The organism is Nostoc sp. NMS8 (genome assembly GCF_017115045.1).
In the GTDB taxonomy this organism is placed as follows: Bacteria; Cyanobacteriota; Cyanobacteriia; order Cyanobacteriales; family Nostocaceae; genus Nostoc.
In genome coordinates this window covers 1-12,694 of record NZ_JABXKK010000119.1, presented here as the reverse complement: position 1 = coordinate 12,694, position 12,694 = coordinate 1, and the positions used below count along the sequence as shown (strand labels likewise).

Below are 12,694 nucleotides of genomic sequence, written 5' to 3'. Positions count from 1 at the left end.
CTACGTAAATATCAGGCAAAAGAAAATGCAGAAGGTAAAAAATGATTTTACCTTCTGCATTTGAAACTTCGTGAAAATCTCACGAATTATGGAGTTTAAAGAAAACGCCACCTTTGAGCGATCGCGTGTCAGTTCCATAACTACTCAGTGTGAGCGATCGCAGATTATTAAAAAATGGTTTACCTAAAATTTCCGCTAGTTTCAGAATCGGTACTTGACGCTCTAACAAATTCTGGCTCTTTGTCCAGTCAAGATATATATAGCCTTGGTTTGGTAAGGGAATCGCAGCGATACTATCTTTGAAGTTGGGATTGTCAATTATGGAATTATTCTTGATTGTGAGAATTTCATCCATCGTCTCTAAATCAGAGGTGAAAATTTCGTAATTTCCTAAACTTGTATGCAGTCCTCGCACTTTTGTTTCAATGCTAAAAGATTCTCCTTCTTTAACATCACTTTTTTTAGTAGCCGTAGTTAACTCTGTCCAAGCGGAGATTTTTTGCTGATCTATAGTTAACGGACTGATACTGAGTCCGTTGGATGAGGCGATCGCATCTAAACGAGTAACGCCTTTTTCTACACTCTCTGATTTTTCCACCACAAAAATCCAATGTGGCGTTTTTTGCTCTTTCTCAGGTAACAATGCTATGGCATATTCTCCTTGTACCCAACTGAAAATATCCTCTGGTAAGTTTATATTCCAGCGTTTTTGAACATCCGCCAAAGGTTTTGCTAACCGAGAAACCACATCTTCCCCAGAACCATATATAGTTGCTGTTGCTTGTCTCCAGAGTTTAGTTAAATCACTATCACCCAAATTACTCAAATTTGAGCCGGAAATTGCCAAACCTGCGGACGCTGGAATATATTGCAATGCTCCTACAGGTTTAGATAGCGGTGCAGATGGAGGGACAATTTCTGATGCAGTCAAAAATGTGGTTTCCGCCAGCAACCCTTTAGGATTCAACGCCAAGGATATGATTTGGCTGTTATAAAGTTGTTCTGATAACTCTAAGCCTTGCCATTTTGCCACGACGGGAAGATTTAAGAAAGCTACAGCTAAACCCCCTTTAGGCAGTTCTTTGGTAGCTTTTTGGTATTCAGGGGAGCTAGTCAAATTCAGATCGGGCGCTTGGACGTTATTTATCGCATCTCGTAACACTTTCGGATCGTTGGCAAACAATACAAAGCCTTCACCAACAACTGCACCTGAAAGTAAATCCTTCTCTGGTTGAGAATTGTCAGAAATCAGTTTTACGCCCTTATATTGTTCAACAGCTAAGTTTGCTCCACCTAACGCCCGTTTAGAAAAAAACAATTCGACAAATTCGCGGCTTTTCTCTGGTTGCTTGGTTGCTAGTGCCAATAGATACCCTGGCTGTTGTCCGTTTTCTAAATCCCGATCGATATCTAAGGTGGCGATCGCTAATGTAATTTCGTCCCCTAGCCAGGGTTGAATGTCTTGCTTATAATCTATGCCACTCTTAGCGAATAAGCTGGTTTTGAGTTTAGATAGTTCCTCTTCACGATCCAACGCCTGCAAACGATCGGGATTTGCCAATAATGAAACCATTGCAGGGGAAAGTTTAGACACGAATATGGCTGCACCAGGCTGTCTGGTAGAAGCAATGAGGTTAGCCGGATTTTTGGCGAAAAACCAGTAAAAGCTGGCGATCGCAATTACTAGCAGTGCGATCACCCCAGCGACGATAAAACCAATAACTGAACGTTGCCTATTCACATTCAACCTATTAAAAAAGACGGTTTACAGCCATTTAAGCAGAAAGACTAGCAGAATTAATCAACCCTCTTGAGAATGGATACTCATGCAAAGGCAGAGATTTTCTGTCAACATAAATAGGATTAGGACTGTTTATAGGGAATTCTTTTAGTCAACCCATGAACCAAATTAGTGTAGAAGAACTGGCACAACGTCTTTCTTCTAATGATACAAGTATTCAGCTAGTAGATGTGCGTGAACCCCAAGAATTGGCGATCGCTAGCATTGAGGGCTTTGTCAACCTACCTTTAAGTCAATTTGCCGAATGGGGAGATCAAGTACCTACCCTCTTCAATCCCCAAGCTGAAACCCTTGTACTATGCCACCACGGCATCCGCTCTGCCCAGATGTGTCAGTGGTTAACTGCTCAAGGTTTTACAAATGTGCAAAATATTTCGGGTGGTATTGATGCCTATTCCCTATTAGTAGATCCTTCAATTCCCCAATATTAGCTTTTGCTCAGGTGGAACTCACTCTTCCATCTGGCTTTTGCTATGCTGAAAACAGCAGTACATTATTTTAGACGCCTGCCGGAAAACTTGAAATGTGGACATTAAGCACATCGGCACAAAAATTTTCTGGGTCAAATCACAGTTGAATATTAAACTCTGCCAAAAAATACGTATCTAATAATACTTTTGTAATTGAAAGCTTGTGCAAAAATACGGTTATAAAAGGGCATGATGAGGGTACATTATGACTAGCAGATTTTACTAAAAAAATGAGCTACTACTTTAACCCTGCTCTTAGAAAATGTCGTATCTGTATAACCTTAAAAATACTTATCATAATATAGTTGTATAATCTAATATCTTAATAAATTATTAATATTCTCTGTTTTCGATTAAATCCACAAATCTGTTCAAAGTTTGATTAAAATTTGCCTTCAGCAAAACATACCACAATGGAAGTTCAGTTAACAAATCGACAACAGCATATACTTTGGGCAACGGTACGTCACTATATTGCTACGGCAGAGCCAGTTGGTTCAAAGGCTTTGGTCGAGGAGTACGACCTGGGTGTAAGCTCGGCGACAATTCGCAATGTAATGGGCGTTTTAGAAAAGTCTGGATTACTCTATCAACCACACGCTTCTGCTGGACGTGTACCTTCAGATTCAGGCTATCGCATTTATGTTGACCAGCTAATTACACCTTCTCTGCGTTCGCGCAGCATGTCGCAGACAGACGCTACGCGGACAGAAACTTTAGGGCGAGAAGTAGAGGTGGTACTGCAAAAACAGCTACAATGGCAAGATCGGAGTTTAGAAACCTTACTCCAAGGAGCCGCGCAAATTTTAGCAACCTTGAGTGGTTGCATTAGCTTGATCACTATGCCACAAACGACTACAGCGCTATTGCGACATCTGCAATTAGTACAAATTGAAGCCGGGCAGATCATGCTAATTGTAGTGACAGATGGCTACGAGACACATTCCAAATTGATGGATTTGTCGCCAACACCAGAAGAGACAAAGCGGGATTCAGAGGTAATCGATCGCGAATTGCAGATTGTTTCTAACTTTTTGAATAGTCACTTGCGGGGGCGAAGTCTGTTGGAATTACCCTACCTCAACTGGAGCGAACTAGATCAAGAGTTCCAACGCTACGGGGAATTCTTGAAAAATTCAGTTGCCGAATTGACTCGTCGGACTCTTGCACCCACTGCAACCCAAATTATGGTTCGGGGTGTGTCAGAAGTTTTACGCCAGCCAGAATTTGCCCAGTTACAGCAGGTACAAACAATTATCCATCTGTTGGAAGAAGAACAAGACCAACTGTGGCGATTAATATTTGAGGAACCAGAACCGGAGGAAGGTAGTAAACCAAAGGTAACAGTTCGGATTGGCGCAGAAAACCCCTTAGAACCGATACGCACCTGCACCTTGATTTCTTCCAACTATCGCCGAGGTTCAATACCCGTAGGAAGTGTGGGAGTTTTGGGCCCAACGCGCCTAGATTATGAAAGTGCGATCGCAGTAGTAGCATCTGCCGCTGATTATCTCTCAGAAGCTTTTAGTTATTTCAATCCTTGAATGCTAAGTAGTTAGGACTAGCTCTAGTCATAAGTTACGAGCGATCGCCACGAGAATAGGTAGCATTTTAGCAGTGCGATCGCCTGCCAAACACTCTCAACATCCAGGTATAAATATCCAAAATGAGTAGAATTCTAGACTAGAACTAAAAAACCCTTGATATAAAAGAGACTCTCGTTTAGCATTGATAAAACGAAGAAAAAATTGCATAAATAGGAAACGGGGCATTGGGCATTTGTTATTAATTATTCTCCCCAGCCTCCCCTACTCCCCACCCAGCACGGGCTAAACCTTAGCTATCCGCTATCCGCTAACAGCACTCAGCACTCAGAACTGTTATGAGCATCACACTTACAGGTACAATCGAACGCCGTGATATTGGTACAGGCGCATGGGCGTTAGTCACAGAAGAGGGTGTTACTTACGAAATCCTCAGAGGGGCTGATAAAGAATTACTCAAAGCCGGACAAAAAGCAAAAGTTAAAGGACAGGTACGCGAAGATGTCATGACTATTGCCATGATTGGCCCTGCCTTAGAGGTCAAATCTTTTGAGGTAATTAGTTCTGATTAGCTGTGGAATTGAGAACCTCTTGCAGACGGCTTCTAAACTCCCCTTTAGGATGACCTCCCTTTACCTCACCCACAATCTGAAATTCCCCTTCTGGAGAATTGCAGAGGATGTAAGTAGGCCATCCCATTTCTGATTTATCGGGATACTGAGTTAATAAAATTTTGCGATACTTGCGGTAAGCAGCCGTATCTTGCATCTTGACATCAATAAACTCTAAACCCAGTTCTTCAGCCACCTTTTTGTCATAAAAAGACATTTTGTGGCAGATGCCGCACTCTTCTGAAGAGAACTTAATTACAGCTAAACTCATGGGTTGGCTACTCTTTGATTCTAGACAAAGTTTTTTAGCATAATGCTATGAGATATTACCATACAGTTGGTCATTAGTGTCAACTTCAGGCTGAAACCCTAATTCAATATTTTTCCTCCTTCTCTGCTTCTAGTGGCATGTCAAGCTTAACAATAGTGCATTAGACGTAGGTTGGGTGGAGGGGAGCGTAACCAAACACATATCAGGATGTTGGCTTTGGCAAAGCCTCCAACGCCACTACGCCAAAATATCAAGTAGGATGTGTTGATCACTCCAAAGCTATTCACTGTCTGGATTTAGGCTTGCATTCAACATACCAAAATCAAGATTTTTAGAAAAAATAAGGTGCGTTATCTATCTTGGTAACGCACCATCTATTAGCAATTGCAGATTAATAAATCCACATTTTTTATTCTTCTGGCTCTAAATCGACTTCTTCGTCTTCATCTTCTTCACTGGCTTTAGCTACAGAGTTAGCAGAAACAACAGCGCCTTTATCTAACTTTTCACGCACCAGTTTCTTAATTTCTTCAGCAAATTCAGGCTTTTCTTCTAGATACTTAATAGCGTTGTCTCGTCCTTGGGAGATATTATCGCCATTGTAACTATACCAAGCCCCTTTGCGGACAATAATGGAAGTTTCTTCTGCCAAGTCTACAATACAACCCAAAGTAGAAATCCCTTTACCAAAAATAATGTCAAATTCCGCTATTCTGAAGGGCGGCGCTACTTTATTTTTGGCGACTTTGACTTTAACGCGATTACCAAATTCATCTGTACCTTTCTTCAAGGTTTGAATTCGACGAATATCCAAACGCACCGAAGCGTAAAATTTCAATGCATTACCTCCAGTAGTAGTTTCTGGGCTACCGTAGGTAACACCGATTTTTTGCCGCAACTGGTTAATGAAAATTACTGTACAACCAGATTTACCAATGTTGCCCGTAATTTTACGCAGGGCTTGGCTCATCAACCGCGCTTGCAAACCAACGTGAATATCACCCATATCGCCTTCAATTTCAGCACGGGGAACCAATGCTGCTACTGAGTCTATAACTACAATATCAACCGCAGCAGAGCGCACAAGCTGATCGACAATTTCCAAAGCTGATTCGCCGGTGTCAGGTTGGGAAATCAGCAAATTGTCAATATCTACACCCAAGGCCGCAGCATAAGTAGGGTCTAGGGCGTGTTCAGCATCAACGAAGGCAGCAATACCGCCATTTCTTTGCACTTCGGCGAGGGCGTGTAGTGCGACTGTAGTCTTACCGGAACTTTCCGGCCCATAAATTTCAATTACCCGACCTTTAGGTAAACCACCACCCAATGCTAAATCTAGGGTGAGCGCTCCACTGGAAATTGTTTCCACCCGCATCCGGGTAGCATCGCCCAGGCGCATGATTGCTCCTTTACCAAAGCTGCGCTCAATCTGGTTGAGTACCATAGTCAGCGCTTTTTGCTTGCCAGAAGTATCGGTGTTGATAGCCATTCCTGTCTCTAATGCCTCTTAATATATGGTTTTAAGGAGTGTTGGTGTCGGAGTTTGAGTAGAACAGATATACTATTTTAACCAGAAAATTCTGGAATAGGACTTCTCAAATCAAAAAAAGGGTGTAACAAGATCGTAACTCGATCGCTACCAGATTAGGGTAGTCTTCTCGAAGTAAGGCTGAGATTTTGTAGCTATGGAAAGGCAAAGAAAGCTTTGACAACAATAAGATTTTATTATATTTAAGGCGGTTATTACCAAAAATCATGAATTTCAGCCTAATAAAGTACTTTACTCCATCCCAAATCGAACCGTAGTCGAATTTAAGTAACTTTATAGTCATATACTTTACTATATCAGTATGTAATTATATTGAATATTCTGCTTTAGTTAATTGTGAAAAAAGCTTATCTTTGTCCTAAAAATTCAGTCCCAAAGCCACTAAATCATAGTGCTTCCACTGTGAACAGCAAAACAAGTATCAAATAAAATGATACTTACTGTTGCCATGAGCAAAGACAAATGCCTGTAGGACAACCTGAATTTGTTTTCAACCCTGAGCCTCGTTGCCCAGTGATACTATTACTCGACACCTCTGGCTCTATGGATGGTCAGCCGCTCCAGGAGTTAAATAGAGGGCTTGTTGCTTTCAAGCAGTCAGTACAGGAGGATGGACTAGCCTCGCTAAGAGTTGAAGTTGCTATTGTCACATTCGGCGGCTCTGTAAGGTTGGTTCAAGACTTTGTGACCATTGACCAATTTGTACCACCACAGCTAGAAGCTACTGGTGTAACTCCTATGGGGGAAGCGATCGCCTACGGTCTAGATTGGCTCGAAGAGCGTAAGGAAACTTACAAAGATAATGGTATCCAATACTATCGACCCTGGATTTGGCTAATTACAGACGGTGCGCCTACAGATTCTTGGCAGAATGCAGCACAGCGCGTAAAAGATGCAGAAAGGAATCGGAAAATCTCCTTCTTCGCGGTTGGTGTGCAGAATGCAGATATGGTTACTTTGAGCCAAATTACCCCAGATGAACGCCCAGCTTTGCGGCTGAATGGTCTGGACTTCAAATCAATGTTCCTCTGGCTGAGTCAGTCAATGAAACAGGTTTCTAACAGCAAACCGGGAGGAACAATGGTAGCTTTGCCATCTTTGGGATGGGGTCAAGTATCTAGTTAATTGTGAGGATGTCTCATGAAGTGGAAAGCTATACCAAGTTTTGTAGAAGGAACAAGCCATAAAAAGCTTGAGATCCCCTGCCAAGACTACGGAAACTATAAAATTTTTAACGATGTGATTGTGGGCGCTGTTGCTGATGGGGCTGGCAGCGCCAAATTTTCTCATATAGGCGCTCAACTAGCAGTTGAGAAAGCCCTCTTACACCTAGAGACATGGATTATTAGGCTCAAGCAAAAGAAGCCAAATTGGCAGCAACCAATTCCAGAGGAACTAGCCAAGAAAGTTTTTAGCGGTACATTAAAAAATGTAGTCAATGCTCTGAAGAAAAAAGCCTGTGAAAATGACTATTTATTCAACGATCTGGCTTGTACTCTGTTAATATTTGTTGCTACTCCTGATTGGATAGCTGCAATGCAGATTGGTGATGGTTTCATTGTGGTGCGTTTTGAAGACTCAGAGTATCAATTACTCTTTCAACCAGATAAAGGAGAATACGCCAACGAAACAAATTTTGTAACATCATCAAGTGCCCAGTCTGAGATGCGGGTGGTTGTGCTACCCGGTAATCAGAAGTTTATTTGTGCCTCAACAGATGGACTTGAAAGGTTAGCAATTAGCTTTCGTGATTGGAAGCCTTTTGCTGGCTTCTTCAGCCCATTTGAAGAAGGGCTAAAAATAACTAATAATCTAAAACAAGAAGCTAAAGATATTGAAAACTGGATGGCATCACAAGAGGTGAACGCCCGCACTGATGATGACAAAACTATGCTTTTGTGTCTTTATGATGGGGATACTCAGACAATAAATAACTTAGATAAACAATTGATAAACTCAAAAGATTTGAACACTGAACTTACAACAAAGCAGCTAAGTAAACCTCCACTTACAACCATTATCGACTCTATAAAAAATTTTATACTACCCTAGTATGACAAAATACAGTGACAGTAGAGGTCGGAGTATCTTATTAATCAAAAGGCTGGCTAGTAGTGGGGAAGGAGAAGTTTGGGAAAGCAATCGTAGTGGATATTTAGCAAAAATTTATCACTCTATTACTACTGAGCAAAGCAATAAACTGCAAGTAATGGTGGCTAACCCACCTGAAGATCCGACTCGGAGTCAAAACCATATTTCTATTGCTTGGCCACAGGATTTACTCAAAGATAGTAAGGGTAATTGTATAGGCTTTTTGATGCCAGCTATCGAGAAATCAGAGGAGCTTATTTATGTTTATAGTCCTCAACATCGCCGGAATAAAGCTCCAACATTTAATTGGTATTATCTACATGCGACTGCGTACAATTTTGTGTTAATTGTACAATCACTTCATGCTAAAGGTTATGTGATCGGTGACATAAAGCCGCAAAATTTGTTAGTGAATGATCGGGGTTTAGTTTCTATCATCGATACAGATTCGTTTCAGGTTAATGACCCCAAAAGTAAAAAGGTCTATCGCTGTCCTGTTGGCTCAGAAGGATTTATCCCACCTGAACTAATTGGTAAAGATTTGTCAGCTATAGCTCAAACTAGATATCACGACCGCTTTCGGATAGCAATAATAATTCATCTTTTGCTTTTTGGCTATCACCCATACCATCACGGAAAGTGGACAGGTTTTGGGAACATACCAGAGCCAGAAGAATGTATTCGTCAAGGTTTCTGGCTATATGGTCAAAATAGTCCGTTCCAATCAGCTGAAAATACAATTCCCTTGAATATTGTCCATCCAGAAATTAAAAAGCTATTTTTAAGATGCTTTAATGATGGGCATATATCTCTCAGTTCGCGTCCAAGTGCAAAAGAGTGGTGTGAGGCTTTGCAAATAGCAATTGCGGATTTAACATTATGTAGTCAAGTCACAAATCATTCATACAGTAAAACTTACGGTAAGTGCTACTGGTGTGAACGTGTAAATAAGATTGGCTTAGATATTTTTCCGTCAGTGTCTAATTCCATAAAACCACCACAAATACAATCTCTACAAGAAATAAAGATAAAGGAGTATTACTTTTATCTAATAAATACCTATCTTCAGTTTTATCAAAAAATATATAACAAGAGTATAAATAATATATCACCTCAATTACAGCCTTGGATTAAGCTATTAACCGGAGTTATCATTATTACCATTTTAGCAATAATTTGGGGTGTTAGCGAACTACTAAAACCCGTACCAAACCATGAGCAAGCAAAAATAATTATCCCGGATACAGCCTTGCAAATAAACGCAGACAGTCTTGCTAAATCCTACTATGATGAAGCGCTGAGAAAGGTAAGTAGAGGAGAATACGAAAAAGCAATTAGTGAATTTACTCAAAGTATTAAAATTAGTCCTAATCAATATACTTATAGCCAACGAGGTGCAGCTTATCTAAAACTTGGAAATTATCAAGCAGCAATTGACGATTACACCCACGCTATTGAGTTTAATCCAAATTCTGATTATTACTACAATGAGCGAGCATCAGCTTATTATAACGAAGGAAATTTTAGAGAAGCAATTAATGACTTTACCCAGGCTATTAAAAATGCTCCTGACGATGGTCTTCAATATTTTAACCGAGGAAATGCTTACTATAAAATGCAAGATTATATGGAAGCAATTGAGGATTATAAAACAGCGCTAAACAAGGATTATGGCTCTGGTATTGTTTATGGTATTGTTTATCCTAAACTTGCCAGAGCATACTATAACCAAGGGCTAAAAAAGTCTAATTTAGAAGAAAATAACGAAGCTATTGGCTACTTGAATCAAGCTATTGAGCTTAATTCTAATGATGATAGCTTCTACTATGCGCGTGGTAGAATTTACCATAAAATAGAAAAATATCAAGAGGCAATTGAAGATTATACACAGGCTACTCGGCTGAGTTCTAGTAATGTCTATTATTATAATCAGCGAGGGTTTACCTACTATAGCCAAAGAAATTTTCAGACAGCACTCAACGACTATACTCAGGCGATAAAATTAAATTCTACAGAACCAACTTTTTATACTAATCGAGGTGGTGCTTACGAGCAACTAGGAAATATCCAAGAAGCAATTAATGATTTTCATAAAGCCGCTGAACTATATTCCCAACAAGGAAATACAGAAGAGTACAAGAAACGAATTAATAAAATTAAACTTCTTGAGTCACAATTAGCACTATAATACAAGGATTTACTTGTTTAATAATTTCTGAAAGAATATCCGTATCAAGTAGGGACTTTTCTACTTCATTCATCTGTTCCAGTATATCCTCTTTTTTCCATTGCCTCAGCAACAATTTCATCAACAATTTCTGGAACATCAGCATATAATCCCATTAAAGGATCGTTTTTCTCCTGAACTTCTGCTAAACGTTAAATTACGTGACTAATCAATTCTGATAGAGTTGATTGATTGACTATTGCTAGAGTTGTTGCTCGTTCAAAGGTGAGTCTGTCTAGTTCAAGTTCTATTTTTTCCATTATGGTTTTAAACTATATTTAGTGATTAATTTAAGTCTAATAGATTTTTTGGATATTTTCAGTTTGATTATTCAACACAATAGCTATCAATTAACGTTATTTGCTAAGATTTAATTAGGCTTTTGCTTTCGTATATCTTTGATGACTCTCGAACTTCCCGACTCTCTGATTCTCGATACAGCGCTTTCGGTATCTGGATTAACTGACTATATCCGCTTGCTGTTAGAACAAGATGAACAATTACGGCAAGTTTGGGTAACTGGCGAAGTTTCCAGCGCTAACCATCATCGCAGTGGGTTATTTTTCACGCTGCAAGATCCCGATCGCACCGCCGGAATTAAGTGTGTAGTATGGAATAGCCAATTGCCAAAACTCGCCCAAATGCCTGTTCCTGGCGAACAGATAATCATTTTGGGTAGTATTCGTCTATATCCGCAACGGGGAGAGTATCAGTTATCAGTTTGGCAAACTCTACCTGCTGGTGTTGGTTTACAGGCGTTACGCTATCAACAACTCAAAAATCGCTTGCTGGCTGAAGGGTTATTCGACGCGCAAAGAAAGCGATCGCTCCCCACTCATCCCCAAACGATCGCTGTCGTCACTTCACCAACGGCTGCTGCTTGGGGTGATATTCAAAAAACCCTGAAGCAAAGGTATCCAGGTTTACACGTTTTATTTTCCCCCGCAACCGTACAAGGTGAGCAAGCACCGGAATCTATCGTCAAAGCAATTGAACGCGTGGAAAGAGATGGACGCGCCGAAGTGCTAATTTTATCGCGTGGTGGTGGCGCGGTGGAGGAATTGGCTTGTTTTAATGATGAACGAGTGGTGCGATCGCTGGCTAGTTGTTCCATTCCTATAATTACTGGGATCGGCCATCAACGAGATGAATCTTTAGCAGATTTAGTTGCAGATGTATGTGTGCATACACCCACTGCGGCAGCAGAAATGGTTGTACCAGCACTTTCAGAGTTGTATATTGAGCATCGGCAGCGAGTTGTCGCTTTACATGAGGCGGTGTATGACTTTAGAGAAAATGCTGAGAATAAACTGCAAGTATTACGTAATCGTTTGCGACGTTTGCGGTTAGATCGGCAAGTGCAGCAGGAGGTGGAAAAGCTAGCTTGGAAGCGTCAGCATTTGGTGCAAATTACGACGGGGCGATCGCAGCAAGCAACGCAACATCTAGAATTATTGCGGCAAAAGTTGGCTAGTCTTGACCCGAAAGCGGTGTTACAGCGTGGTTATGCGGTGGTGAGAAGGGAAGATGGAGCGATCGCTCGTTCGGCGGCGGAGTTAGCTGTGGGAGAAGAGTTAGTGATTCAGTTGGAGCAAGGTGGGGTTAAAGTGAAGGTTATGGAAGTAAACGAACCGCAGAGGCGCAGAGGACGCAGAGAGGTTAATGGTTAAACGTAAGGGTGCTTCTAGTTCTGAGGAAAGTTGGAATTATGAAGCGAAGGTTGCTGAAATAGAGGGAATTATTACTCGCATTGAGGCGGGTGAGTTGGAATTGGAAGCTGTGTTTGACCAATTTGCAACTGCTGTAGAGTATTTGCGTCAGTGCGAAGGTTTTTTGCAGCAGCGACAACAGCAGGTAGATTTGTTGATTGAAACATTAAGCCAAGAGTAGAAGCTGGAGACTTTAGTAGTTCGCCAACCCAAAATTGCTGGGAGCAGGGGAGCAGGGGAGAGATTTGTACAAGTTCTTTTACCCCTGCCCTTTGGTTGCCACCACGCAAAGTTTGTGTGGTGAAGCACTAGTTTGAGTCTAGGCTAGTAGTGTGAATATAGGAGTTCGCTTTTTAAGTGAGTAGGACCAGCCCTTTCAAGGTGTCTGTTTTTAGGTACTATTTTTGGGATAGAATTTTAG

At 40.9% G+C, this 12,694-nt stretch carries 11 protein-coding genes; 8 read left to right on the top strand and 3 right to left on the bottom strand.

All coding sequences use genetic code 11. The features are described from left to right. Positions 1–79 precede the first annotated feature (79 nt). Complete coding sequence (locus HWQ39_RS32610; RefSeq protein ID WP_292854091.1) at positions 80–1,741, bottom strand: DUF3352 domain-containing protein; 1,662 nt, start codon at positions 1,739–1,741, stop codon at positions 80–82. A 158-nt stretch (positions 1,742–1,899) separates the two neighbouring features. Between HWQ39_RS32610 and HWQ39_RS32605 the strand changes: the two genes are divergently transcribed. The 3 genes from HWQ39_RS32605 (at position 1,900) to HWQ39_RS32595 (ending at position 4,387) form a co-directional block, all read left to right on the top strand. Next, positions 1,900–2,232, top strand: a complete 333-nt coding sequence (locus HWQ39_RS32605; protein WP_292854090.1) for a rhodanese-like domain-containing protein — start codon at positions 1,900–1,902, stop codon at positions 2,230–2,232. Between the two features lie 452 nt (positions 2,233–2,684). Continuing rightward, complete coding sequence (hrcA, locus tag HWQ39_RS32600) at positions 2,685–3,815, top strand: heat-inducible transcriptional repressor HrcA (protein ID WP_292854089.1); 1,131 nt, start codon at positions 2,685–2,687, stop codon at positions 3,813–3,815. 338 nt (positions 3,816–4,153) lie between these two features. Beyond that, the gene (locus HWQ39_RS32595; RefSeq protein WP_292854088.1) at positions 4,154–4,387 is read left to right on the top strand and encodes a hypothetical protein; all 234 of its coding nucleotides are present in this window, start codon (positions 4,154–4,156) and stop codon (positions 4,385–4,387) included. On the opposite strand, the gene HWQ39_RS32590 is transcribed toward HWQ39_RS32595, so the two are convergent. Then, positions 4,374–4,697 carry a thioredoxin family protein gene (locus HWQ39_RS32590; protein WP_292800934.1) on the bottom strand — a complete coding sequence of 108 codons (324 nt, stop codon included), beginning with the start codon at positions 4,695–4,697 and terminating at the stop codon, positions 4,374–4,376. The two genes, HWQ39_RS32595 and HWQ39_RS32590, sit on opposite strands and share 14 nt — an antisense overlap. A gap of 409 nt (positions 4,698–5,106) precedes the next feature. Further along, the gene (recA, locus tag HWQ39_RS32585; RefSeq protein ID WP_292854087.1) at positions 5,107–6,186 is read right to left on the bottom strand and encodes a recombinase RecA; all 1,080 of its coding nucleotides are present in this window, start codon (positions 6,184–6,186) and stop codon (positions 5,107–5,109) included. A gap of 522 nt (positions 6,187–6,708) precedes the next feature. On the opposite strand from recA, the gene HWQ39_RS32580 reads away from it, so the two are divergent. The 5 genes from HWQ39_RS32580 to xseB all read left to right on the top strand — a co-directional run bounded on the left by HWQ39_RS32580 (position 6,709) and on the right by xseB (position 12,454). Next, complete coding sequence (locus HWQ39_RS32580) at positions 6,709–7,371, top strand: VWA domain-containing protein (protein WP_292854086.1); 663 nt, start codon at positions 6,709–6,711, stop codon at positions 7,369–7,371. Between the two features lie 15 nt (positions 7,372–7,386). Then, positions 7,387–8,298 (top strand): PP2C family serine/threonine-protein phosphatase, encoded by a 912-nt coding sequence (locus HWQ39_RS32575; protein ID WP_366932323.1) that lies wholly within the window; start codon positions 7,387–7,389, stop codon positions 8,296–8,298. Between the two features lies 1 nt (position 8,299). After that, entirely contained in the window at positions 8,300–10,525 is a 2,226-nt protein-coding gene (locus tag HWQ39_RS32570) for a tetratricopeptide repeat protein (RefSeq protein WP_292854085.1), read from the top strand. Positions 10,526–10,965: 440 nt separating this feature from the next. Further along, positions 10,966–12,234, top strand: coding sequence for an exodeoxyribonuclease VII large subunit (gene xseA, locus HWQ39_RS32565; RefSeq protein WP_292854084.1), 1,269 nt, complete (start codon positions 10,966–10,968; stop codon positions 12,232–12,234). Continuing rightward, on the top strand, positions 12,227–12,454 hold the full coding sequence (xseB, locus tag HWQ39_RS32560; protein WP_292854083.1) for an exodeoxyribonuclease VII small subunit: 228 nt from the start codon (positions 12,227–12,229) through the stop codon (positions 12,452–12,454). The genes xseA and xseB overlap by 8 nt, the downstream gene beginning before the upstream one ends. Positions 12,455–12,694: the final 240 nt, after the last annotated feature.